Origin of the sequence: Novosphingobium sp. (genome assembly GCF_030699305.1) — a bacterium.
GTDB lineage: Bacteria > Pseudomonadota > Alphaproteobacteria > Sphingomonadales > Sphingomonadaceae > Novosphingobium.
Window position 1 is genome coordinate 123,951 of the sequence record NZ_JAUYNB010000027.1, and the last position, 23,011, is coordinate 146,961.

The 23,011-nt window shown below is 66.3% G+C and carries 21 protein-coding genes; 6 read left to right on the forward strand and 15 right to left on the reverse strand.

Annotated elements, in window-relative coordinates; translation table 11 throughout:
• Positions 1 to 7: 7 nt before the first annotated feature.
• Both Q8Q53_RS11465 and Q8Q53_RS11470 read left to right on the forward strand, forming a co-directional pair.
• A complete protein-coding gene (locus Q8Q53_RS11465; RefSeq protein ID WP_305701903.1) occupies positions 8 to 664 on the forward strand; it encodes a response regulator transcription factor in 657 nt (218 codons plus the stop codon).
• Positions 664 to 2,013, forward strand: coding sequence for a HAMP domain-containing sensor histidine kinase (locus tag Q8Q53_RS11470; protein WP_305701904.1), 1,350 nt, complete (start codon positions 664 to 666; stop codon positions 2,011 to 2,013). The genes Q8Q53_RS11465 and Q8Q53_RS11470 overlap by 1 nt, the downstream gene beginning before the upstream one ends.
• A 28-nt stretch (positions 2,014 to 2,041) precedes the next feature.
• Here the strand turns inward: Q8Q53_RS11470 and ribA are convergent, their stop codons facing one another.
• The 5 genes from ribA to ppk2 all read right to left on the reverse strand — a co-directional run bounded on the left by ribA (position 2,042) and on the right by ppk2 (position 6,191).
• On the reverse strand, positions 2,042 to 3,022 hold the full coding sequence (ribA, locus tag Q8Q53_RS11475; protein WP_305701955.1) for a GTP cyclohydrolase II: 981 nt from the start codon (positions 3,020 to 3,022) through the stop codon (positions 2,042 to 2,044).
• A 74-nt stretch (positions 3,023 to 3,096) separates the two neighbouring features.
• Positions 3,097 to 3,888, reverse strand: a complete 792-nt coding sequence (locus Q8Q53_RS11480) for an exodeoxyribonuclease III (RefSeq protein WP_305701905.1) — start codon at positions 3,886 to 3,888, stop codon at positions 3,097 to 3,099.
• Between the two features lie 499 nt (positions 3,889 to 4,387).
• Complete coding sequence (locus Q8Q53_RS11485) at positions 4,388 to 5,059, reverse strand: outer membrane lipoprotein carrier protein LolA (protein WP_371136546.1); 672 nt, start codon at positions 5,057 to 5,059, stop codon at positions 4,388 to 4,390.
• 42 nt (positions 5,060 to 5,101) lie between these two features.
• Positions 5,102 to 5,269: a 50S ribosomal protein L33 gene (gene rpmG / locus Q8Q53_RS11490; protein ID WP_028640675.1), complete on the reverse strand. Its 168-nt coding sequence runs from the start codon at positions 5,267 to 5,269 to the stop codon at positions 5,102 to 5,104.
• Positions 5,270 to 5,411: 142 nt separating this feature from the next.
• Positions 5,412 to 6,191 (reverse strand): polyphosphate kinase 2, encoded by a 780-nt coding sequence (gene ppk2, locus Q8Q53_RS11495; protein WP_305701906.1) that lies wholly within the window; start codon positions 6,189 to 6,191, stop codon positions 5,412 to 5,414.
• A 157-nt stretch (positions 6,192 to 6,348) separates the two neighbouring features.
• Here ppk2 and phhA point away from each other — a divergent pair, with 157 nt between their 5' ends.
• Complete coding sequence (gene phhA / locus Q8Q53_RS11500) at positions 6,349 to 7,239, forward strand: phenylalanine 4-monooxygenase (RefSeq protein ID WP_305701957.1); 891 nt, start codon at positions 6,349 to 6,351, stop codon at positions 7,237 to 7,239.
• Here phhA and Q8Q53_RS11505 read toward each other — a convergent pair.
• The 3 genes from Q8Q53_RS11505 to Q8Q53_RS11515 all read right to left on the reverse strand — a co-directional run bounded on the left by Q8Q53_RS11505 (position 7,236) and on the right by Q8Q53_RS11515 (position 12,146).
• The gene (locus tag Q8Q53_RS11505; RefSeq protein ID WP_305701907.1) at positions 7,236 to 8,045 is read right to left on the reverse strand and encodes an undecaprenyl-diphosphate phosphatase; all 810 of its coding nucleotides are present in this window, start codon (positions 8,043 to 8,045) and stop codon (positions 7,236 to 7,238) included. The genes phhA and Q8Q53_RS11505 overlap by 4 nt on opposite strands.
• A 65-nt stretch (positions 8,046 to 8,110) precedes the next feature.
• Complete coding sequence (locus tag Q8Q53_RS11510) at positions 8,111 to 10,258, reverse strand: M13 family metallopeptidase (protein ID WP_305701908.1); 2,148 nt, start codon at positions 10,256 to 10,258, stop codon at positions 8,111 to 8,113.
• A 64-nt stretch (positions 10,259 to 10,322) separates the two neighbouring features.
• Positions 10,323 to 12,146, reverse strand: a complete 1,824-nt coding sequence (locus Q8Q53_RS11515; protein WP_305701909.1) for an ABC transporter transmembrane domain-containing protein — start codon at positions 12,144 to 12,146, stop codon at positions 10,323 to 10,325.
• A 168-nt stretch (positions 12,147 to 12,314) separates the two neighbouring features.
• Here Q8Q53_RS11515 and Q8Q53_RS11520 point away from each other — a divergent pair, with 168 nt between their 5' ends.
• Positions 12,315 to 13,559, forward strand: a complete 1,245-nt coding sequence (locus tag Q8Q53_RS11520) for a polyhydroxyalkanoate depolymerase (protein ID WP_305701910.1) — start codon at positions 12,315 to 12,317, stop codon at positions 13,557 to 13,559.
• A 150-nt stretch (positions 13,560 to 13,709) separates the two neighbouring features.
• On the opposite strand, the gene Q8Q53_RS11525 is transcribed toward Q8Q53_RS11520, so the two are convergent.
• The 7 genes from Q8Q53_RS11525 to Q8Q53_RS11555 all read right to left on the reverse strand — a co-directional run bounded on the left by Q8Q53_RS11525 (position 13,710) and on the right by Q8Q53_RS11555 (position 19,457).
• The gene (locus Q8Q53_RS11525; RefSeq protein WP_305701911.1) at positions 13,710 to 14,330 is read right to left on the reverse strand and encodes a DUF4126 domain-containing protein; all 621 of its coding nucleotides are present in this window, start codon (positions 14,328 to 14,330) and stop codon (positions 13,710 to 13,712) included.
• Positions 14,331 to 14,403: 73 nt separating this feature from the next.
• The gene (locus Q8Q53_RS11530) at positions 14,404 to 14,970 is read right to left on the reverse strand and encodes a carboxymuconolactone decarboxylase family protein (protein ID WP_305701912.1); all 567 of its coding nucleotides are present in this window, start codon (positions 14,968 to 14,970) and stop codon (positions 14,404 to 14,406) included.
• 2 nt (positions 14,971 to 14,972) lie between these two features.
• Positions 14,973 to 16,148: an acetyl-CoA C-acyltransferase gene (locus Q8Q53_RS11535; RefSeq protein WP_305701913.1), complete on the reverse strand. Its 1,176-nt coding sequence runs from the start codon at positions 16,146 to 16,148 to the stop codon at positions 14,973 to 14,975.
• Positions 16,149 to 16,199: 51 nt separating this feature from the next.
• Positions 16,200 to 16,649 carry a MaoC family dehydratase gene (locus tag Q8Q53_RS11540; RefSeq protein WP_305701914.1) on the reverse strand — a complete coding sequence of 150 codons (450 nt, stop codon included), beginning with the start codon at positions 16,647 to 16,649 and terminating at the stop codon, positions 16,200 to 16,202.
• Positions 16,650 to 16,778: 129 nt separating this feature from the next.
• The gene (locus tag Q8Q53_RS11545; protein WP_305701915.1) at positions 16,779 to 17,873 is read right to left on the reverse strand and encodes an acyltransferase; all 1,095 of its coding nucleotides are present in this window, start codon (positions 17,871 to 17,873) and stop codon (positions 16,779 to 16,781) included.
• A complete protein-coding gene (locus Q8Q53_RS11550; protein ID WP_305701916.1) occupies positions 17,870 to 19,261 on the reverse strand; it encodes a putative O-glycosylation ligase, exosortase A system-associated in 1,392 nt (463 codons plus the stop codon). Before Q8Q53_RS11550 ends, Q8Q53_RS11545 begins: the two co-directional genes overlap by 4 nt.
• Positions 19,254 to 19,457, reverse strand: a complete 204-nt coding sequence (locus Q8Q53_RS11555; RefSeq protein ID WP_305701959.1) for a hypothetical protein — start codon at positions 19,455 to 19,457, stop codon at positions 19,254 to 19,256. Before Q8Q53_RS11555 ends, Q8Q53_RS11550 begins: the two co-directional genes overlap by 8 nt.
• Before the next feature lie 66 nt (positions 19,458 to 19,523).
• On the opposite strand from Q8Q53_RS11555, the gene Q8Q53_RS11560 reads away from it, so the two are divergent.
• Together Q8Q53_RS11560 and Q8Q53_RS11565 are read left to right on the forward strand one after the other, a co-directional pair.
• Positions 19,524 to 20,753 carry a TIGR04063 family PEP-CTERM/XrtA system glycosyltransferase gene (locus Q8Q53_RS11560; RefSeq protein ID WP_305701917.1) on the forward strand — a complete coding sequence of 410 codons (1,230 nt, stop codon included), beginning with the start codon at positions 19,524 to 19,526 and terminating at the stop codon, positions 20,751 to 20,753.
• A gap of 47 nt (positions 20,754 to 20,800) precedes the next feature.
• The gene (locus tag Q8Q53_RS11565; RefSeq protein WP_305701918.1) at positions 20,801 to 22,789 is read left to right on the forward strand and encodes a hypothetical protein; all 1,989 of its coding nucleotides are present in this window, start codon (positions 20,801 to 20,803) and stop codon (positions 22,787 to 22,789) included.
• Positions 22,790 to 23,011: the final 222 nt, after the last annotated feature.

Genomic DNA, 23,011 nt, shown 5'->3' on the forward strand with positions numbered 1-23,011 from the left:
CCGGTTCATGCGGGTGTTGCTGGTCGAGGATGATGCCGAACTGCGCCGCCGTCTGTCGGACCGGCTGGCCAGCAGCGGGCTGGCGGTGGACTGCGCGGCGACCGCAGCGGATGCGCGCGACTGGCCGGATCTGCCGCAACTGGGGGCGATCATCCTGGACCTTGGCCTGCCCGATGGCGATGGGCTGGATGTGCTGCGCGGCTGGCGCGCTCAGGGGCATACCGTGCCCGTGCTGATCCTGACCGCGCGGGGGGACTGGCGCGACAAGGTGGACGGGCTGAACAGCGGCGCGGACGATTTCATCGTCAAGCCGGTGCGGTTCGAAGAATTGATGGCGCGGCTGCATGCGCTGTGGCGGCGGGGCGGCGGGCGCAGTGCCAATTCGCTGGTCGCGGGGCGGATCGCGCTCGACCCGGTGGCGCAGACTGCCACGCTGGGCGGCCAGCCGCTGGAGCTCAGCCGCAAGGAACTGACCCTGCTGCACCTGTTCGTGCGCCGTCCCGGCCATGTCATCGCGCAGGATGAAATCCTGGAACAGCTCTATCCCCTGATGGCAGAACGGGATCGCAATGCGGTTGAGGCGCACATCAGCCGCCTGCGCCGCAAGATCGGGCGCGACACGATCCGCACCGTGCGCGGTCTGGGCTATCGGCTGGAGGCGTGATGGGCAAGCTGTCCAGTCTGCGCGGGCGGTTCCTGCTGGCTATTCTGCTGTGGGTGGCGCTGGGAATCGGCGCGATCTGGTATTCGTCCGTCCGCCTGTTCACCGCCCATGTCGAGGCGCAGTATCACGAGGAACTGGAAGTCCACGTCCGCGAACTGGGCGGGCTGACCGAACTGGACACCGCCGGACGGCCACAGATGACCCGGCCCCTGTCCGATCCGCGTTATGGCGTGCCGTTGTCGGGGTTTTACTGGCAGGTCACCCGGCCGGGGTTTGGCGAGATCAAGTCTCCGTCGATGACGCGCGGCGGGCTGGATTATGACATTGCCCATTCGTCCGACATTCTCCACCGGGTGCAGGATGGGCCGACCGGGCATGCGATTGCCTATGGCTTTACCCGCGCTGCACCGGCCGGCACGCCGCTGCACTTCGTGATCGCCACCGACGAACGCCACCTGCACCGGATCATCACGTCGTTCACCCGCGAACTGACGGTCTGGCTGTCGTTGCTGGCGGCGGCGCTGCTGGCCAGCGGGCTGGCGATCATCACCTTCGGGTTCCGCCCGCTGCGGCGGCTGGCGGCAGCAGTGGACGGCCTGCGGCAAGGCCGCGCGACCCGGATCGAGGGTGTTTATCCCGATGAAGTGCAGGGGCTGGTCAGCGATCTCAACGCCTATACGGCGCGCAATGTCGAAATCGTGGAGCGCGGGCGGGTCCAGGCGGCGGCGCTGGCGCACAGTCTGCGCACCCCGCTGGCGGTGGTCACGGACGAGGCGGAGCGCCTGCTGGAAACCGGCCAGACTTTGCCGGCGGCGGAGACGTTTCTGGCCGAAAGTGCGCGAATGCAGCGCCAGATCGACTATCATCTCGCTCGCGCCCGCTCGGGCGGATCGCGGATCGGCGTGGCGGCCGCGGCGCAGCCGGGGCGCGTGCTGCCGCCGCTGCTGGCCGCCATGCGCCGCTGTCATCCGGACAAGCGCTTCACCGTGGACCCGTCGCCAGGCGATTCGCCGCCGCTGGCAATCGACCCGGACGACCTCAGCGAAATCTTGAGCAACCTGCTCGACAATGCGGGCAAATGGGCGCGCGGGGCGGTTGAGGTGCGGTTGTCGCTGGACGGCAGTCCGGCGCGGATCACGGTCATCGACGATGGACCCGGCGTGGAACCGGCCTTGCGCGAAGCGGTGTTCGAGATCGGCCGGCGCGCCGACAACGCGGTTGGCGGATCGGGCCTGGGGCTGGCCATCGCCCGCGATCTGGCGCGCGATTACGGCTGGGACGTGCGGCTGGTGGATCTGCCCGACGGACGGTTCGGCGCAGAACTGGTGATCGGCCGGAACCCGGCCTGAGGTTAGCCTTTACCCCAGCAAATGGCCGCTAGCCCAGCAAGTGCCCGGTGCGGTCGCGCTTGGTATCCAGATAGCGGGCGTTGTGCGGATTGGGCGGCAACTGGTGCGGCACCCGTTCTGTCACGGTTACCCCGGTGGCGGTCAGCGCGGCGACTTTGGCCGGGTTGTTGGTCATCAGCCGGATTGCACCGACACCCAGCAGGTCCAGCATCCGCGCCGCGACCGGAAAATCGCGCGCCTCGGTCGGCAGGCCCAGCCGGTTGTTGGCATCGACCGTGTCGAACCCCTGATCCTGCAAGCGATAGGCGCGCAGCTTGTTGATCAGCCCGATCCCGCGCCCTTCCTGCCGCAGATAGAGCAGCACGCCCCAGCCGCCCTGCGCGGCCTCATCGGCCATCGCCCGCAGCGCGGCATCGAGTTGCGGCCCGCAATCGCATTTCAGACTACCCAGGATGTCGCCGGTCAGGCATTCGGAATGGAGCCGGACCAGCGGTGCGCGGTCGGCATTTTGGGTGCCGATCACCAGCGCGACGTGTTCGCGCAAGTCATCGGCGGAACGGAACGCCACGATTTCCGCGTCTTCCGCCGCTGCCACCGGCAGGCGCGCACGGGTGGCGATGGCCAGGTGGACGGTGTCTTTCCAGTCCGCAAGATCGGCGGGGCTGACGTCCTGCGCTTCGCCGACATCGGTCGGATCGACCAGAAACGCGGGCAGGATGCCCGCCAGCCGCGCCAGTTCCATCCCCGCCGCAGCCAATGCCGGATCGTCCAGCGGTTCGGCCCGGAACGGGCCTTTCAGCGGATAGCGCAAATCCAGCGCCGGATCGGCCAGCGCCCGCGCGGTCGGCAGGTCGAACGGATCGGCAGCGCGGATCAGCACCGGGGCTTCGGGCACGGCGGCATCGCGCTGGTTGGCCAGTTTCAGCGTCACGGCGCGCGCGGCGGAAATCAGCATGGACCGCGCGGTAGCCTCCGGGCCAAACCCGGTTTCGGCCGGCAGCAGCGTCATCCGCCCGTCCAGCCGGACCGGCCAGCCGTGGCGCAAGGCATCGATCGCCAGTGCGGCGCGGCGGCCGGGGGTGGTCACAGGTCGAACTCGGTAATCAGCGGCACATGGTCCGACGGCTGGTCCCAGCGCCGCGTTTCCTCGACGATCCGGTGGCTGCGCGCCTGCGGGGCGAGGTCGGGTGAGGCCCACATGTGGTCGAGCCGCCGCCCCTGATCCTTGTCGCGCCAGAACGAGCGGTAGGACCACCATGAATAGTTGCGCTGCGGCGCGGGGATGAACTGCCGCCCCAGATCGACCCAGCCGTGCGCGTCGCGGAACGTGCCCAGCGTTTCCACTTCGACCGGCGTGTGGCTGACCACTTTCAGCAGCGCCTTGTGATCGTAGACGTCGCAATCGAGCGGGGCGATGTTGAAATCGCCGACAATCACGGTCGGGCGGTCCAGCGCATCGGCCCAGCGCGTCATCCGGCCCAGGAAATCCAGCTTCTGCCCGAACTTGGGATTGGTATCGCGGTCGGGAAAGTCACCCCCGGCGGGGATATAGACGTTTTCGACGATCAGCCCTTGCCCCGGACCGAGCAGTTCCACACCGACATGCCGCGCCTCGCCATTGTCCTGCCAGTCATGGCGGCTGACTTCGCGCAAGGGGATGCGGCTGACCGTGGCGACCCCGTGATAGCCCTTCTGCCCGTGAACCGCACGGTGGACGTAACCCGCCGCTTCGAACACGGCGTGGGGGAAATGCTTTTCCTCGGTCTTGATCTCTTGCAGGCACAGCACGTCGGGTGCCTCCTGCGTCAGAAACCGCTCAACCTGATCGGCGCGCAGACGGACGGAATTGATGTTCCAGGTAGCGATAGAAACCATGGTCATCGCCATAGGGGGGGCAACGCGGCGGGGCAATGGGGTGGGGGGGGTGCAAGGTCGTGTCTGGCCGCCACAACCCCCAACCCCCTCCTCTGAAGAGGAGGGGGCTTTGCGTTCAGGCGGCGCAGTGTGTTGTGTCGAGATGCCCTCAGGCCGGAGCGAGAATGGTGTTGTTCGAGAACCGGCGCGCAGCGACCTTTTTGGTCGTGAGCACCGGAAGCGCAGAACAATGCCGTTCGCAGCCCGGCATGGGGGCATCCCGACACAACACAAAAGAAAACCCTCGGTCCGGGGGCATTGGACCGAGGGTTCCTTTGTGCGTTCGTCACGCTGTCCGCGGGCCTGTGTGGAGGCTTGGGCAACAGGGGGGAAACCCGCCTCAGGCCGCGCTGACAAGAATCGTTATACTGCCGTTTCGCTTGCTGGGCCATGAACAACCTGAACGGTTTTGTCGCAGTTTGTCGCAGGTCCGGCACGGGCGCCGACAAGTTGTGGCGGATCAGCGCCGAGCCGGTTGGCGCGGATCGTTATAACGGAACGTGTTGTCGGGCACGGCGATTCCATACTTCTGGTTCGACAGCGAAACGACCGTGCGGGTGTTTTGCGAGTCGAGACTGGCCCAGCTGGACAGTTCCAGCCCGCCCGGCGCGCCCGGCTTGCGGATGAACACCAGCGTGATGACGCCGTATTCGGGATGGGCCTTGTCGCGCACTTCGATGCTGACGACTTGCGGATTGCCGGAAGGCATCAGCTTGCCGAATCGCATCACGTCGCGATTGGGATCGAGCAGCGCGCCCAGCGGGCTGTTGCTGATCGGCCAGCGCTGCACCTGGCGCACTTCGTAATCGACGAACGTCAGCGCCTTGCCGTCTGCCACGATCAGCATCGGCACGCCCTTTTCGTACTGGAAGCGAATCCGGCCGGGGCGCTTCAGCGTCAGCACGCCGCGGACCTGGCGACCGTTGCGGTCGGTCTGGATGAAGTCGGCGCGCATGGTGTCGATCGCGCGCAGTGCGGCGACGGCTCCGGCAAGGTCGGATTTGGCCGCAGCTGTGGTTTGCGCCCCCAGTGGAACGGAAGACAGCGACACGGCGGTGACGGAAACGACAAGCGCCGCCGAAGCGGCGGCACTTGCGAATGAGCGGATCGGGATAAGTTTCATCAGGTTCATGGCCAGCCTGCTACGCGCAGGGGGTTGAACTCGCAATGAACCTTACTTGATCTTGGCTTCCTTGAATTCCACGTGCTTGCGCACGACCGGGTCGTACTTCTTGAACGTGAACTTTTCGGTCGAGTTGCGCGGGTTCTTCTTGGTGACATAGAAGAAGCCGGTGTCAGCGGTAGAGACCAGACGGATCTTGACGGTTGCGGGCTTCGCCATTGCGGTTGTCCTGTAACTTTCCGGTTCGGCCCGAGAGCCGTGCAAAAACTGATCGGGCGGCGCATCGGGAATCCCCGGGGCCGCCCCTCAAGGCCCGCGCCATTGCGGCAGGCTGGCCGCGAAGTCAAGGGAAAGCGCGCATTCAATCATGCGCAAACGGGGCAATCGGCTTCAGCACCTTGTAGCGTTCTTTCGCCGGTTTGCGGGCCAGCGGCGGCAATTCCAGCGGTTCGGGATCGACCTTTGTATCGGGCAGACGGTCCAGCAGATCGCGCACCAGGGTCAGCCGTCCGCGCCGCTGATCGTTGAAGTCGACCAGCGTCCAGGGCGATTCGGCGGTATGCGTGGCGCGCAGCATCGCCTCACGCGCGCGGGTGTATTCATCATACTTGTCGCGCGCCGCCAGATCGACGGGGGACAGCTTCCAGCGCTTGAGCGGGTCTTCGAGCCGCTCGGCCAGGCGCTGTTCCTGCTGCGCCTGATCGGTCGCCAGCCAGTATTTGAACAACAGCACCCCATCATCCAGCAGCAACCGTTCGAACGCCGGGGCCTGTTTCAGGAACAGTTCGGTCTGCGCCGGGGTGGCATATCCCATCACCTTTTCAACGCCTGCGCGGTTATACCAGCTGCGGTCGAACAGCACGATTTCCCCGGCGGCGGGCAGGTGCTGGACATAGCGCTGGAAATACCACTGGCTGGTTTCACGCTCGCTTGGCTTGGGCAGCGCGACGGTGCGGCACTGGCGCGGGTTGAGCGGGCCAGCGACGGCCTTGATCGCGCCGCCCTTGCCGGCCGTATCGCGCCCTTCGAACAGGACCACCACCCGCGCGCCAGTGGCCGCGACCCAGCGCGCCATTGCCACCAGTTCGTGTTCGAGCTGGGCATACAATTCGTCGAACTGCTTGCGCTTGAGTGGTTTCATCGCGGGTTTCCTGATGGCGGGCGGACTACCATGCGCTTCGCGGCGGCGCTGTGCAACGCTCCGGTTGCCGGGGCTGTCCCGCAATGATATGGTTGCATTTGAAACCATGACCAACAGCAACGATCACGCCCCGACCGACTTCACGCAGCTCCCCGCTATGGGTGACGGCGTGTTCACCGCCCCGTTGCAGCGCCCCGCGCACGTGGGTGAAGACTGGCTGGAACCGGTGCAGCGCGTTTACACCGCTGCCGAGCACGCGGTGTGGGATGCGCTCTATGCCCGCCAGCTGGAAATCCTGCCGGGCCGTGCGGCCAGTGCCTTCATGGCGGGACTGGAACGGCTCGATCTGGGCCGGGGCGGGGTGCCGGACTTTACGCAGCTGTCGGCCGAACTGAGCGCGCTGACCGGGTGGAGCGTGGTGCCGGTGCCGATGCTGATCCCGGATCACGTGTTCTTCTGGCATCTCGCCAACCGCCGGTTCCCGGCCGGCAACTTCATCCGCCGGGCCGATTCGCTGGACTATATCCAGGAACCCGACGTGTTCCACGATGTGTTCGGCCATGTCCCGATGCTGGCCGACCCGACGTATGCCGATTACATGCAGGAATATGGCCGCGCCGGGTGGAAGGCGATGCGCCACAACCGGCTGAAAGCGCTCGGCGCGCTATACTGGTATACGGTGGAGTTTGGGCTGATCCAGGAAGCGGACGGGCTGCGGGCCTATGGCGCGGGGATCCTGTCCGGCCCGGCCGAGGCGGTGTTTGCGGTTGAGGCGCAGTCGCCCAACCGGATCATGCTGAACGTCGACCGGGTGATGCGCACCGATTACGTGATCGACGATCTGCAACCGACCTATTTCGTGATCGAAAGCTTCGCGGCGCTGTACCACGACACGGTGGAGCGGGATTTCGACCGGCTTTACCGCTCGCTGCCGCCGGGGTTCACTTATGCCAACAGCGCCGTGATCGACGTGGACGATGTGCTGCACCGGGGCACGCAGGAATACCTCCTGCGCGGCGGGCGCGGCAGCGGGGCGAAAGCGGTTTAGCGCGACAGGAACCAGATCGCGGCGATCCCGGCGACGATCCGGTACCACGCGAACGGGGCGAACCCGGCGCGGCTGACATAGGCGACAAACGCCTTGATCACGGCCAGCGCGACGACGAATGACACCGCGAACCCGATTGCGATCTCGTTCCACCCCACCGGGCCGGTCCCGGCGGCCAGCGCGACGCGGTTGTCCCACAGTTCCAGCGTGGTCGCGCCCATCATTGTCGGGATTGCCAGGAAAAAGCTGAATTCGGCGGCGGTGCGCCGCTCAATCCCCATTGCCAGCGCGCCCATGATCGTCGCGCCGCTGCGGCTGACGCCGGGGATCATCGAAATGCACTGGAACAGCCCCACGCCCAGCGCCTGACGCACCGGTAACTGGGCGACCCCGCTGGGCGGGCCGGGCTTGGCGATTTTCTCGATAGCCAGGATCGCGATGCCGCCCAGCAGCAGCGCCCAGCCGACGATCATCGGGCTGCCGAGCATGATGTCGATATAATCTTTCAGCAGCAGGCCGAGCACCGCCGACGGCAGGAACCCCAGCAAGATGTTGCGGATGAAGATCAGGCTCATCGGTTCCAGCCGGGTCAGGCCCATGCCGACCGCCCAGAACGTGCGCCAGTATTGCACCACCACCGCCAGAATCGCGCCGAGCTGGATGACGATGTTGAACACTTTCCAGGTGTCGGCATCGTAGCCGAAGATTTCCGAGGCCAGGATCAGGTGTCCGGTGGAAGAGACGGGAATGAATTCAGTCAGCCCCTCGACAATGCCGAGCAGGATCGCAGTGATTGTAGTGTCCATGGATTTGCGATGAACGCGGCGGACGCGGCTAAGTCAAGCCGCGTCCGCTGCAATGCAATAAATTTTCACCAGATCCGGATGCGCTCTTCGGGCGGCAGATACAGTTTGTCGCCCGGCTGGACGTTGAACGCCTTGTGCCATTCGTCGAAGTTCCGGACCACGCCCAGGATCCGGTACATCCCCGGCGAGTGCGGCCCGGTCTGCAACTGCTGGCGCAGCGCGGCTTCGCGGAACTTGATCCGCCAGACTTGCGCCCAGGCCATGAAGAAGCGCTGATCGCCGGTGAACCCGTCGATCACCGGGGCTTCCGTGCCGTTCAGTGCCATCTTGTAGGCGCGGTAGGCCAGGCTGAGCCCGCCGACATCGCCGATGTTCTCACCCAGCGCGAGCCGCCCGTTGATGCAGGTCTTGCCATCGTCGAGCGGGCACAGCTGGTTATACTGGCCGACCAGCGCGCCGGTCAGCTTTTCAAACGCGGTGCGGTCGGCATCGGTCCACCAGTTGCGCAAGTTGCCGTCGCCGTCCGCCTTGGACCCCTGATCGTCGAACCCATGGCCGATTTCATGCCCGATCACCGCGCCGATCGCGCCATAGTTGACCGCATCATCCGCCGACAGGTTGAAGAACGGCGGTTGCAGGATCGCGGCGGGGAACACGATTTCATTGCCCGACGGGCTGTAATAGGCGTTCACCGTCTGCGGCAGCATGAACCATTCGGTCCGGTCAACCGGCTTGCCCAGCCGCTGTATCCGATCATTCTGGAACCAGCGGGTCGCGGCTTCGGCATTGGCGAAGGCACTGGTCGCGGTCACTTCCAGCCCCGGATAGGCCTTGTAGGTATCCGGGTGCCCGATCTTGAGCGAGAACGCGTCCAGCTTGGCCTTGGCCTGCACGCGGGTGTCCGGCCCCATCCATTGCAGGTTGGCGAGGTTATAGGCCATCGCGCTGCGCAAGTTGCCGACCAGCTTGTCCATCGCCGCCTTGTGGGTGGCGGGGAAATGCCGCTCGACATAGATCTTGCCGGACAGTTCGCCCAGCGTCCCTTCGACCGCGCCAATCGCGCGCTTCCAGCGCGGGCGCTGCTGCGGCTGGCCGCCCAGCGTGGTGCCATAGAACGCGAACTGGGCCTCATCGAAGCGCTTGGGCAGCACGCCCGCGCGGCCCGAGACATACTGCACCGCCAGCCAGGCCTGCCAGGCAGAGAGCGGCTCGGTCGCGATCAGTTTCGCCAGTGCAGGCACCCCGCCGCCCAGCTTGGCGGCCATTTCGGGGGTATATTTGGCAGCCGCGAGTTCTTCCCTGGTCGGGGGGAGCTGCGCGACGATGATGTTTTCCGCGCCGCCCACGCCCATCGCGTCCAGCGCGGCCTTCAGCGGCACGTCGGGCGCCAGCGCATAGAATTCGGCCAGCGACAGCTTGTTATAGGTCAGGTCGCGGTTGCGGCCCAGCGCGCGGTCCCAGTTCTGGGCCGCCATCTTCTTTTCCAGCTGGAAGATCGCTTCGGCGGTCGCCGCCGCGTCGCCGTAGCCCAGCTCGCCCGCGATGAAGGCCAGATACTGCTTGTACTTGGCGGTAATGTCCTGGTTGCGGGGGGTATCGACCAGATAGTAATCGCGGTCGGGCAGCCCCAGTCGCGCCTGTCCGGCGTACAGCGCGTTGACGCGGCTGTCCTTGGCATCGGGCGAAACGCCGATGCCCACCGGCGAATCCAGCCCCGGCTGCATAAACAGCACGACCAGATCGGCCAGCCCCTTTGCACCGTAGATCCTTTCCAGCGTCGGATAGGCCGGAGCCAGGCCCGCCTGCTCGATCGCAGCGGTGTTCATATAGGCGTTATAGACCGCCGCGACGCGCGCTTCGGCGCTGCCGGGGGCATGGGTGCCCCTGGCGATTTCTTCGAGGATGACATGCATCCGGTCTTCCGACACGTCGCGCAGATCGGCAAATGCGCCGCTGGTGGTGCGGTCAGCCGGGATCTCGGCGGTGTCGAGCCACTTGCCGTTGACGAAGCGGTTGAAATCGTCGCCCGGCTTGACGCTGGGGTCCATGTTGGCGGTCTTGACGCCCCAGCCCCAATTATCGGCAGATTCGGCAGCAGCGGACTTCGCAGCCTCGGCAGCGACAGGTGCCTTGGCTTCCCTGGCAAACGCGGGCGAAGCCAGCGTCGCGGCGAGCGCACTGGCAGACAACAGAGTTACGACGGATTTCAGCACAGCGGCCCCTTGGATTGGATATGGTTGGTATCCACCCTAGGGAAGCTGCCCGCGCGGCGGCACGCTATTCGACGGAAGTCCCAGCGCGGTCGTCAAACTGCAACGCGGCAAGGCGCGCATAAAGCCCGCCTGCCTTGCTCAGCGCGTCATGGGTGCCGGTTTCGACGATCCGGCCCTTGTCCATCACCACGATCCGGTCGGCCTGCCGGACGGTGGCCAGCCGGTGCGCGATGACCAGCGTGGTACGGGTCGCCATCAGGCGGTCGAGCGCGTCCTGCACCAGCCGTTCGCTCTCGGCGTCGAGCGCGCTGGTCGCTTCGTCCAGCAGCAGGATCGGCGCATCGCGCAGCAGCGCGCGGGCAATCGCCATGCGCTGGCGCTGGCCGCCTGACAGCCGCGCGCCGCCTTCGCCCAGATACGTATCCAGACCCGCCGGCAGTTCGCGCAGGAAGTCTTCGGCATTGGCCGCGGCGGCGGCGGTCCAGATGTCCTCGTCGCTGGCGTCCCAGTCGCCATAGCGCAAGTTGTCGCGCGCACTGGCGGCAAACAGCAGGCCTTCCTGCGGCACCAGCGCGATCCGGCGGCGGATCTCGGCGGGATCGACCGCGGTCAGCGGCACGCCGTCCAGCTTGATGGTCCCGGCCTGCGGGTCATAAAACCGCTCGGCCAGCTGGAACAGGGTGGACTTGCCCGCGCCCGACGGGCCGACAATCGCCACGGTCTCGCCCGGTTCGATGGTCAGCGAAAAATCGGCCAGCGCGGCCACTTCCAGCCGGGTCGGGTAACGGAAGCTGACCTGTTCGAACGCCAGTTTGCCGTGTGCCGGAACCGGCAGCGCCAGCGGCCGCGCGGGGGCAGCGATGCTGGGTTTCTCGTTCAGCAACTCGTTCAGGCGGCTGGCCGCGCCCGCGCCGCGCAGCAGATCGCCGTAGACTTCGGTCAACGCGCCGAACGCGCCGGCCACGATCCCGGCGGTGACGACGAAGGCAAAGATCGTGCCGCCCGAAATCGTCCCGGCGGCAACGCCTTCCGCGCCTTCCCAGACCAGCATCACGATGGCCCCGAAGATCATCATGATCGCCAGCGCGGTCATCCCGGCGCGCAGCAGGATGCGGCGGCGGGCGGTGGCGAACGTGGCCTCCACCGCTGCGGCAAAGCGGCCCAGTTCGCGGCCTTCCTGGTTGAACGCCTGGACGATCTTCATGCCGCCGAGGATTTCGGACACCATCGATCCGATGTCAGCCACCCGGTCCTGACTGGTGCGCGAAAGATTGCGCAGCCGCCGCCCGAACCACACGATCGGCAGCACTACCAGCGGAATCCCCACCACCAGCCCCAGCGCCAGCCGGGGTGCGAGCGCGAACAGATAGCCGATGCCCAGCACACCCATGATCAGGTTGCGCAGCGCGACCGAAACCGTGGTGCCGACCACCTGTTCGATCAGCGAAGTGTCAGACGTCATGCGCGATGAAATCTCGCTCGGGCTGTTTTCCTCGAAGAACGCGGGCGACAGGCGCAGCAGGTTCTGCTGAACTTTCAGGCGGATGTCGGCCACCACCCGTTCGCCCAGCCACGACACGAAGTAGAAGCGCGTCGCCGTGCCAAGGCCCAGCACGAACACGATCAGCAGCAGGTAGCGGAACCAGCGTCCGATGCTTTCCGGATCGCCGCCTTCGGCAAAGCCGCGGTCGATGATCAGGCGGAACCCCGCCGGAATCGCCAGCGTGGCGGTGGCGGTGACCATCAGCGCGACGGCGGCGAAGGCCACCTGGCGCGGATACTTGGCGGTTTCGCGCCAGATCATCCGCAGCGGACCAAGGCTGCGGGCGGGCTTGGCTTCGGCGGCAGGCTGCTCCGCAGGGACGGCGGGCGTGGTTTGCGAACTCATGGCTGCGCCCCCTAGCACAGTGCAATCGCGCCGTAAGGGCCAAATCCGCATCCCCCAAGGTTCTCATTGTGCGGATGCGAACTCACTTCGCCATTGCACAATTTTGCGAATCGCGTCACGGTAACGTCAATTATCCCGAAGAACCGGGGCGCAGGAGATTTTGCAACCGTGCTTTACACCGCTTATGAATTGCAGCGTTCGTGGATGAACGCGGCCAGCACCTGGGCTTCCGTCGCGGCGGAAATGTTGAACAATCCGGCTTTGCCGTTCGGATATGGTGCGGGCGGATCGACTCTGTCATCGGCGCTGGAAGTGTTTGCGCATGCCTCGGCCAACTATGGCAAGCCGGCGTTCGACATCGAAACGGTCACGGTGGATGGCCAGACCTGGCCCGTCACCGAAGCCATCGTGATGCACAAGCCGTTCGGCAATCTGTTGCGGTTCAGCCATCCCGGCCTGCCCGAAAACGCCCCGCGCCTGTTCGTCGTCGCCCCGATGAGCGGCCACTTTGCCACGCTGCTGCGCGGCACGGTCGCCCGGATGATCGAGCGGTGCGAGGTCTATATTACCGACTGGGCCGACGCGAAGATGGTCCCGCTGAGCGCGGGCAGCTTCGATCTGGACGATTACATCGATTACCTGATCGAGTTTTTTGAGCACATCGGCCCGGGCGCGCACGCGCTGGCGGTGTGCCAGCCGTCGGTCCCGGCCTTTGCCGCCACCGCGATCATGGCGGCGGACAAGCACCCCTGCCGCCCGCTGTCGCTGACCATGATGGGCGGACCCATCGATACCCGCGAAGCGCCGACCACGGTCAATGACCTGGCGATGCAGCGCCCGATCGAATGGTTCCGCCACACGGTGATCGGCACGGTGCCGCTGCAGTATCCGGGCGCGGGCCGCCAGGTCTATCCGGGGTTCATGCAGCTGGCCGGGTTCATGAGCATGAACCTGGGCAACCACATGCTCAGCCACTACCACATGTTCAAGCATCTGGTGGACGGCGACGGCGAAAGCGCGGACGCGACCAAGGTGTTCTATGACGAATACCGCGCGGTCTGCGATCTCAACGCCGATTACTACCTCCAGACGGTGGAGGAAGTGTTCCAGAAGCATTCGCTGCCCAACGGCGAATTCGTCCATCGCGGCAAGCGGGTGGACCTCGGCGCGATCACCGACACCGCGATCCTGGCGATCGAAGGGGAACGCGACGACATTTCCGGCATCGGCCAGACCAAGGCATCGCTGCACCTCACCCCGAACCTGCCGGAATCGCGCAAGCGCTATCACATGGCCCCGGAAGTCGGCCATTACGGCATCTTCAACGGCGGCAAGTGGCGCGACAAGATCGCCCCGATCGTGGAAGAGTGGATCGCGAAGCATGACCGTGCGCAGTTGAAGGTGGTGGCGTAAGGCCACCGCTGGCCAAAGCCCGTCATGCTGAACTTGTTTCAGCATCCATCGGGCGGCTGGCGCAGTTAGCGGTTGGATGCGGACTGGCCGGGCCAGTCGCGCCAGTTCTGCGCCATCCGTTTGGGCGGCGGGATGGACCCAGAACCAAGTTCAGGGTGACGGGTTTTCCGGACGCTCTGGCGAAGCAAACACCCGCTTCAGCACCCGCCGCGCGATCAGCAGCAGCCAGACCGTCAGCGCCAGCAGCGCCAGCGCGATCCCGCCCGCTGCGACCGGGTATTGATAGGCCAGGAACAGCAGCCCGCCGGTCACCACATCCTCGGCCGTGGACACCGCGATATTGCTGAACGGTTCGGGGCTGGTGTTGACCACGGCGCGCGCCCCGGCCTTGCCGCCATGCGCCAGCAGCGATGCGCCGCCGCCCAGGATGAAGGCGATCGCCTGCGCCGCCGGGTCGGACGGATCGACCACCGCCAGCGCCAGCAGCGCCCCGCCCAGCGGGCGAACCAGCGTATGGATCGTGTCCCACACCGTATCGAGCCACATCACCTTGTCGGCAAAGAATTCCAGCACCGCCGCCGCGCCCGCCGCACCCATGACCCACGGGTTGGCAAGGATCTGCAAGGATGCCAGGTGTTCGGGCAGGGGCAGCATGCCGAACTGCATCGCCGCGCCGGTCGCCAGCACGCACAGATAGAGCCGCCAGCCCGACAGCAGGCTGACACTGCCCGCGATCCCCAGTATTTCGATGATGCCGAGATGTTCGGTCATTCCCCTGTCCCCCGCAGCGCGGGGCAAGGATGCGCGGCGCGGGGCCGCTTGGCAAGATCAGCGCCGAAAAGGCTCAACGATGATCGAGGTCCGGATCGGGCGTCAGCATCGCATCAAGCTGCACCCCGGCGCTGTTCAGCAGCATCGACACCTGGGTGTACTGGCCAACCGTATAGACCAGATCGATCCGGCCTTCGTCCCCCAGCTCGGCCAGCGCGGCCCAGGTGGGATCGGTGATGAAGTGGCCCTGCACCAGTTCATCGCAGGCGCGCAGGATCGCGGCGTCCAGCGCGCTCCAGCCGGGTGCGTCCGCTCCGACCTTGATCGCGGCGATTTCGGTGCCCGTCAGCCCGGCTTGCTGCCCGATCAGGCAGTGCTGCGCCCATTCATAGCCCGCCTTGCACAGGTATCCGGTGCGCAGGATCGCCAGTTCGCGTTCGCGCGCGGGCAGGGCATTGGCGGGGGAGAGGATGTAATTGCCCCAGGCAAGGAACGCGCTGAGCGCGGCGGGCTTGTGCGCCTGGGTGCGAAAGATGTTGAAAGCGCGCGCGAATTTGGGAAGCGCGGCCAGCGCTGCCCGCGCCTCCGGGGTCAGGTCCGCATCGGTGAGCGGAGCGATCCGGGGCGCGGGCAGGCGCATCGTCAGAGGACTTCGAACAGGCCAGCCGCGCCCATACCGCCGCCGACGCACATCGTCACGACGACATACTTCGCGCCGCGCCGCTTGCCTTCCAGCAGCGCGTGGATGGTGCAGCGCGCGCCGGTCATGCCATAGGGATGGCCGATGGAGATCGCGCCGCCGTTGACGTTCAGCCGGTCATTGGGGATGCCCAGCTTGTCGCGGCAATACAGCACCTGCACGGCGAAGGCCTCGTTCAGTTCCCACACGCCGACATCGTCCATGCTGACGCCGAACCGGCTGAGCACCTTGGGGATCGCGAACACGGGGCCGATGCCCATTTCGTCCGGCTCGGTCCCGGCAACCGCCATGCCGACATAACGGCCGAGCGGGGCAAGGCCCTTCTTGGCGGCGAGCGCGGCTTCCATCACCACCACGGCGGCGGACCCGTCCGACAGCTGGCTGGCGTTACCGGCCGAAACGATCCCGTCCGGCAGGACCGAACCCAGCGATTGCAGCCCTTCCAGCGTGGTTTCGGGCCGATTGCCTTCGTCCTTGGTCAGCGTCACGTCCTTCATGGTGACTTCGCCGGTGGCCTTGTCGGTCACCGCCATCGTGGCCGAGCAGGGGACGATTTCATCGGCGAACACTCCGGCGGCCTGCGCGGCGGCGGTGCGCTGCTGCGACTGGAGCGCATAGGCGTCGCACGCCTCGCGGCTGATGCCATAGCGCTTGCCGACGATTTCGGCGGTCTGGAGCATCGGCATGTAGATCGCGTTGTGCATCGCGATCAGGCTGGGATCGACGGCAACGCGCATATCCTTGGTCTGGACCAGGCTGATCGATTCCTGACCGCCCGCGGCAACTACGTCCATCCGGTCCAGCACCACCTGCTTCGATGCGGTGGCGATCGCCATCAGGCCCGATGAGCACTGGCGGTCCATCGACATCGCCGACACGGTCACCGGCAGGCCCGCCTTCAGCGCGACCTGACGGGCGATGTTGCCGCCCTGGGTGCCTTGTTGCAGGGCCGAACCCCACAGGACGTCGTCCACTTCGCCGCCTTCGATTCCCGCGCGTTCAATCGCGGCGGCAAGGCTGAGAGCGCCGAGCGACGCGCCCGGAGTGGCATTGAATGCGCCGCGATAGGCCCGGCCAATCGGCGTACGGGCGGCGGCGACGATAACTGCGTCACGCATTGTAAGTTCCTTGAAGTATCAGTTGGTGTGTCTGTATCCCGGGGAGGGGGATCACACGAAGAACTGCATCACCCATTCCGCGATCAGGGCGGGCTTGTCCTCGCCTTCGATCTCAAGGGTGTATTCGTTGGTCTGTTGCCACTGACCGGGGCGCTTTTCCGTGAGGTCGAGCAGCTTCACATGGGCGCGCACGCGCTTGCCCGCGCGGACCGGCGAGATGAAGCGGGTTTTGTTGCCGCCATAGTTGACGCCCATTTTCACGTCGCTGACGCGCGCACCTTCGGTCATCCCGGCCAGCACCGGGATCAGCGACAGGGTCAGGAACCCGTGCGCAATGGTCCCGCCGAACGGGGTCAGCTTGGCCTTTTCCTCGTCAATGTGGATGAACTGGAAGTCACCGGTGGCTTCGGCGAACTTGTTGATGCGCTCCTGGCTGACTTCGAACCAGTCCGAAACGCCGATGTTCTGGCCAACTTTGGCCTGCAGTTCTTGCGGGGTCATATGCCTCTCCTGACAACTGGAAAGGCGCTTTCATGGCCCAAGCGGGCGGCGGTTGCAACGCGCCTGAACGTGCCGCTACGGCATGGGCGGTGGCCGGGGTTGCGCCGGGGTGCGAATCACTCAGCCGGGTCACTCAGCCGGAATGGCGATGGCGGGGCTGGCCCAGCGCGGCGGGCGGCGGTTGAGCCAGCGCTGCGCCGGCTTTTCCACCCCGTGATACAGCGCGACCGACGCACCGGCGACCAGGGCGATGAACCCGGCCAGCTGGCCTGCGTCCAGTTGCAGGCTGTCATCCACGAACGCCAGCTTGAACAGGATGAACAGGAAGAAGTGGGCCAGATAAGTCGAATAGCTGATTTCGCCAAGATAGGTCAGGCCACGCCCGCCCAGCACGCGGGCAATGACCGAACGGTCGAGCGCCAGCGCCAGCAGCAGCGCGAAGAACAGCAGCGGCACCAGCGCGGTTTCGGGCAGGCCCAGCGCGATCCCGCCTGCGCCCCACGCCAGCCCCGCCAACAGCGCCAGCGGTGCCGCGCGCCCGACGGATTGCCAGCGCTGCCACAGGATGCACAGGATCATGCCCATGCCGAATTCGGGCAGGCAGCGCCACAGGCCGAGCCGGGCGATATCCTCACCCAGCGCAGTGTGGCCGCTGGCGGCGAAGATCAGGTGGATGGTTCCGGCGAGCGCCAGCGCCAGCAGCACCAGCGCCCAATCGGGCCAATCCTCCCACCGGGTCAGCGCGACCACGGCCGGGAACAACAGGTATGCGGCCAGTTCCGTGCTGATCGACCAGGCCGGGTGGTTCCAGGTCAGCTCGCCCGTCAGCCCCCAGTTCTGGGCGAGCGCGAAGTGCAGCGGCAGCTCGGCCAGCGGATAGCCGCCCGCGTCACGACCGGTCACCAGCAGCAGCGCGGCGAAAGCGCAGAATCCAGTCAGGATGAACGCATGCAGCGGCCAGACCCGGGCGAACCTTCGCCACAGGAACAGCCGCGTTTCCGCCGCGCCGCCCTGGCGGAGGCGCGGGGCATAGTTATACCAGATGACAAAGCCGGACAGGATGAAGAACAGATCAACTGCCAGATAACCCCTGGCCAGCCAATCGATCACCGGCGCGGGCAGCAGGCCCGCCAGCGACAGGCGGATATGATACAGCACGACCGCCCACGCGGCGATCCCGCGAATGCCGGTCAGCGCGTCGAGGTGGCGGGGCGCGGCGCTCATGCCCCGACCGCTCCAACCGACGCCGCCGTGTGGGTGCGCAGCACCGGCGGGCCCTCGGCGCTGGCAAAGCGCGGGGGCGCCGGGTTGTCAGTCCGGCGCAGATAGCTCCACAGCCCGCATTGCAGCCCGATCAGCATGAACATCACCGGCTGGAACGCGATCCCGATGAACAGCGCGCCCAGGAAATAGACCAGCTGCGCCAGTTGCAGGGCGTTGGCCAGCGGGGCCTGCCAGTTCTCGTCCGGGCCGGTGCGGTCCTTCCAGCGGGCGCGGATGCGCTCCATCTGCCAGATTCCCAGCAACTGGATCCAGGCCCACAGCAGGAAGCCGGGATAGCCCTGTTCGCCCAGCATCTCGAAATAGGCCGAATGATAGGCGCGTGATTTTTCAATGTGGAATTCGGAATGATAGGTCACGTTGTTGCCGCTGCCCACGGCCTTGACCGTTTCGACCCGCAGGTTGTTGCCGCGATAGGCATCGAACCCCCCGCCGAACGGGTTGTGTTTGGCATACTCCCAGGTCCATTCCCACACGGCCACGCGGGTGGCGGCAGACTGATCGGACTGGTGGTTCTCGATCGTGCTCATCCGTTTGGTATAGCTGTCGGGCAGGAACGGGATGGAGGCCAGCGCCACCACCCCGGCCAGCCCCAGATACAGGAACCGCCGCTTTACCGCGCGCAGCGACAGCACGCCCAGCAGCGCGATGCACAGCAGGCCGGTGCGGGTCTGCGTGCCAATCGGGATCAGCAGCGCGGCGAAGGTCAGCGCCAGAGCAAAGCCGGTTACCAGCTTGCCCGGCCTGAACAGCGTTCCGAACCGCGCCAGCCACCAGATCAGCGGGACCGTCGCAATGGCGATGGTTGACAGCGTGGACCCTTCGTAAATCCCGGCGTTGTCCGACACGAACAGCCGCAACGTGCCGTATCCGCCGCCGCCGCCGACGGTCTTGATCCCGCCGGAAATCACGATTGCGGCCACGGTCAGCACGATGGTCAGCGCCGCCGCCTCGATCCGCAGGCGGGTGCGCAAAGTCAGCGGCAGGAAGATCGCAAAGACCAGCGCCTTCCACACCCAGGCCCATTTTTCGACCGCCGAATCCGGATAGTCCGCCGTCAGCGTCGTCAGTCCGCAATAGATCAGCAGCAGCGTGATCAGCCCCTGACGCATGGTAAAGCGGCTGTCGCGCTTGTCATCCAGCATGGCCCAGCCCAGGAACGCCAGCACAAACGCGATCAGCGAGATCGGCAGCGAAGCTAGCAGCCCCCATGAAATCCGCTGCGGGGTCAGGATGTCGATATAAAGGTAGGCCAGCACCCACAGGAACGGCTTGCGCAGGCCAAGGCCCAGCAGCGCGAACACAAAACCGGTGAGCGCCAGATCAAGCACGGGTGCGCAGCCCCGGTTGGGTGGCGGCCGGGCGGGTGGCGGTCGGGCCGGTGGCGGGGGGCTGCGCGGGTTCGGCGGGCGGCGCTCCGACCGGATCGACCGGCTCTTCGCGGTCCAGATCCGCGCGCTGAAGCATCCGCCACGCTCCCAGGAGCAGCAGGCCGTGGGTCAGCGCCAGGGCGAAGTAATCGATCATTGCGAAAACGCCCTAACACCAGCGAGTTGACGCCGCGTTAAGCGTTAACGGCTTAAAGGCGTGGGCATGACCCGCATTCTCCATGTCCTCGATCATTCGCTGCCGATGCACAGCGGCTATACCTTTCGCACCCGCGCGATCCTGAAAGCGCAGGCTGCGATGGGGCTGGAAGTGCGCGGGATCACCGGCCTGCGCCACGTTGCGGCAGGACCGGATACCGAACAGGCCGAAGGGCTGACCTTTCACCGCACGCGCGGGACCGCAGGCGGACCGCCGGGTTTGCGCGAATGGCGCGAGGTCAATCTGCTGGCCGATGCGATCGTGGCGTTGGCGGCGCAGTGGCGGCCCGATCTGCTCCACGCCCATTCGCCCGCGCTGAACGGCAAGGCCGCGCTGATCGCGGGGCGGCGGCTGGGCATCCCGGTGGTCTATGAAATCCGCGCCTTCTGGGAAGACGCCGCCGTCAGCAACGGGACGGGCAGCGAAGGCAACCTGAAATACCGCCTGACCCGCGCGCTGGAAAACCATGTCGTCGCCGGGGCCGATGCGGTCGTCACGATCTGTCAGGGCTTGAAGGACGATCTGGTGCTGCGCGGCACGCCCGCCGACAAGATCATGCTCAGCTCGAACGGGGTCGATCTGGACCTGTTCGGGCAGGCCGCCCCGCGCGAAGCGGCGCTGGCGCGTGATCTGGAACTGGGCGAGGGGCCGGTGATCGGCTTCATCGGCAGTTTTTATGATTATGAAGGGCTGGATGACCTGATCGCGGCGATGCCTGCACTGATTGCGCGTGAACCGGATGCAAAGCTGCTGCTGGTTGGCGGCGGCCCGTGCGAGGCGCAGCTGCGTGTCCAGGCTGAACGCAGCCCGGCGGCAGACGCCATCCGGTTTGTCGGGCGGGTTCCCCACAGCGAGGTGGAGCGCTATTACGCGCTGGTCGATGTCATGGCTTATCCACGCAAGCGCAGCCGCCTGACCGATCTTGTCACTCCGCTGAAGCCGCTCGAAGCGATGGCGCAGGGCAAGCTGGTGGCCGCATCGGACGTTGGCGGGCACCGCGAACTGATGACCGACGGTATCACCGCCACGCTGTTCCCGCCGGACGATCCGGCCGCCTGCGCCGAATCACTGGCGGCACTGCTGGCGGACCGGGCCGGGTGGGATTCGCGCCGCGCGGCGGGCCGCGAACACGTCGCGCGCAGCCATGACTGGGCGCACAATGTGTATCGTTATCAGGATGTTTACCATCGCCTGATAGCCAAATCAGCCAATGACCGGATTTCCGCTGCGGCCTGACGTGGTGGTTCGGTTGGATTGAGACTGAACCAGACGGGGTATCGATAGTGGCGAAATCAAAGCGCAAGGCGACCAACGCCAAGCCGATCACAGCGCATCCGCTGTTTCCGGCGGTCGTGGCCCTGTGGTTCGGTGCCTTGTTTGGCCTCGGCAGTCTGGCGGTTCGGCCATCGCTGCTCGAGGCCGTGGTGATCGCCAGCCGGATCGACTTGCTGATCCCCGCCGCTGCACCCCCGCTGGGCGTGACGGCGCGGATCCTGCTCGCCTTGGGCCTGTCGACGGTCGGCAGTGCGATCGGTCTGGGGATTGCCCGGCGAATCACGCGCGCTCCGGTGCAAGTGCCCCAGCGCAAGCGCACCGGCGTGGCGCGTGACGATGTTGCGCTGAAATATCGGGCGCGCGATGCGCATCCCGATGCCCCCGCGCGCCGTCCGATTTCCGCGACCGACGAACTGGACAACGGCGCACTGGACAGCGGCGCACCGGTTGGCGCGCTGGCTGGCCGCCGCCGCGCGCTCGCGGTCGAACTGCCGGTTGAAGTGTTCATTCCCCACGAATTGGCCCCTCTGCCGGGCGCCGTGCCGCACATTTTCGACATTGCCGACATGGAACTGGGGACCGGCGTGGCCGCATCCGCGACCGGTTCGGTGCGGGAAGACGTCGCGCCGCTTGATCTGGGCAGTTTTGCCCAGCCGGTTGAACCGGCTCCTGCGTTTGCCCGGCCTGCTGCCAGTGCCGCGCTGGACTGGACGGCTGCCGCACCGGCTGCTGCCCCGGCTGACGGCCCGATGGAATTGCCCGCCGCGATGCGCGCGCCCGGATCAAACCCGCCAGTACCGCAGGCATTCCAGCCGATCGCGCCGACCCCGAGCAATGCCGGGACCGATGTCCAGCCGCGCCAGATCTTCGGCGTCACTGCCATCGACGATCACGTCCCGCAGGATTTCGTCAAAGCGGCCGGTTTCAAGACTTCGGTGTTCGAAGTTGAGGCCTCCCAGCCGTTGTTCCCGGACCGCGTGGCTGCCGCTCCGGCTGCCCAGACCGCACCGGAAGAGCTGACAGCACCCGCTCCGCTCGATTTCAGCCCGCCCGCCAGCGCTGCGCCGGTAACGCCCGCTGCCCCGGCAGCGCCGCTGCCCGCGCTGAATACGTTGGGTATGGTCGATCTTGCCGCACGCCTCGCCGAATCGATGCACCGGCGCCGCGCCGCCCGCACTGCTGCCGCAGCCCAGGCCGTGAGCCTGGCCGAACCGGTTGCAGAGCCTGCCGCCGAACCGGCGCCCTATACGCCGTTCGCCCAATACGCGCCGAGCGAGCCGATTCCCGCGCCGTTCGCCCAGCCCGCCAGTGCCGAACCGGCCGCGAGCGCGATCATCGCTGCCGCGCCGGAACCGGTTGAACTGGCCCGGTTGCCTGCGCGCGAACCGCTTGCGGTCCCGGCGCCGCTGTCGGCGATGCCTGCTGCGCTGCGACCGATGACTTTTGATAAGCCGCTGCCGGAAGACGATGACGATGTGCTGGCCAGCCTGCTGCCGCCGCGCCATCTGTCGATGCCCGCGCTGGTCCCGGAACCCGCACCGGAAGCAGCGGCGATCGCGGCTTCGAGCTTCGCGCCCGGTTCAGACCCGGTTGATGCCGACGCTGGTGAGGATGAGGCGCTTGGTGCCGAGGATATGTGCGGTTCGCTGCTCGATCTTGGACTACCTTCGCTTGCTCGCCCGCAGTTCGTGCGGATTGAGGAGCCTGACGCCGAAGTCGCCGCGTTCGAACCGGTGGTGATCTTCCCCGGTCAGGCCCCACGGGCGGGCTATGGCGCACCGTCGCATACCCCGCATCCGGCGTTCTCGCCGTCGCCAGCGCCGCTTGCGGCTCCGGCCGATTCCGCTCCGTTCCGTCAGTTCGACGCCCCCGTCGGGGTTGGAGCGGGCCAGCCCGTTGCCAATCCGGCGGCGGTAACCGCGCTCGATCCGGCGGAAACGGAACGGGCCTTGCGCGCGGCGCTGACCAATCTGCAACGGATGAGCGGCGTGGCCTGAACGGGCTGCGCGGGACCCGCGCCGCGATCGAAATCCTGTTCATGGCGGCGCTGGGGTTTGCCCCGGCACCGCTGTCTTTTTTCGCAGTTGCAAAAACAGCTTCCTGTCGTCATTGGGGACGCTAGCGCAACTTTCGCTGCTTTTGGCGGCGTGGCGGTTTGCGCTTAATTGCCGGAAATCCGCCATTTGGGCGCCAATGCGCACGAATCAGGAAATCCGGCC